The following is a 255-nucleotide window of genomic DNA, read 5'->3' as shown; positions in this document are numbered from 1 at the left end:
GCGTCAGCAAATGCCTGAGTGTGGTCAGCGTGCGCCTGTCGTCTGGCTGGCTGGCGATCACATGCAGCAGCAATCCAGCAATCAGCGCTTTGGCTTCCTCGTTCCAATGCGCATCACCTGACAAGCCCGGTTCGTCGAACACGAGTGCGTCGGCAAGTGTCGTCGCATCCTCGGCGACATCGACGCTGTCTGGATCAACGCCGTCGATCGGATTGAAGGCAGCCGAAGGTCTGCCGGTGATGCCGAATGGATCGA

Annotated in this window: 1 protein-coding gene; it reads right to left on the bottom strand. The window is 60.0% G+C overall.

Annotation, left to right across the window (positions count from 1 at the left end):
- On the bottom strand, positions 1–255 hold a 255-nt coding region (locus K6N12_RS33865; RefSeq protein WP_222149195.1), incomplete at both ends, for a type IV secretory system conjugative DNA transfer family protein.

The organism is Rhizobium redzepovicii (genome assembly GCF_019793435.1).
Classification (GTDB): domain Bacteria; phylum Pseudomonadota; class Alphaproteobacteria; order Rhizobiales; family Rhizobiaceae; genus Rhizobium; species Rhizobium redzepovicii.
Note: the sequence above shows the minus strand (reverse complement) of the source record. Positions and strands in the feature narration are given on the sequence as shown.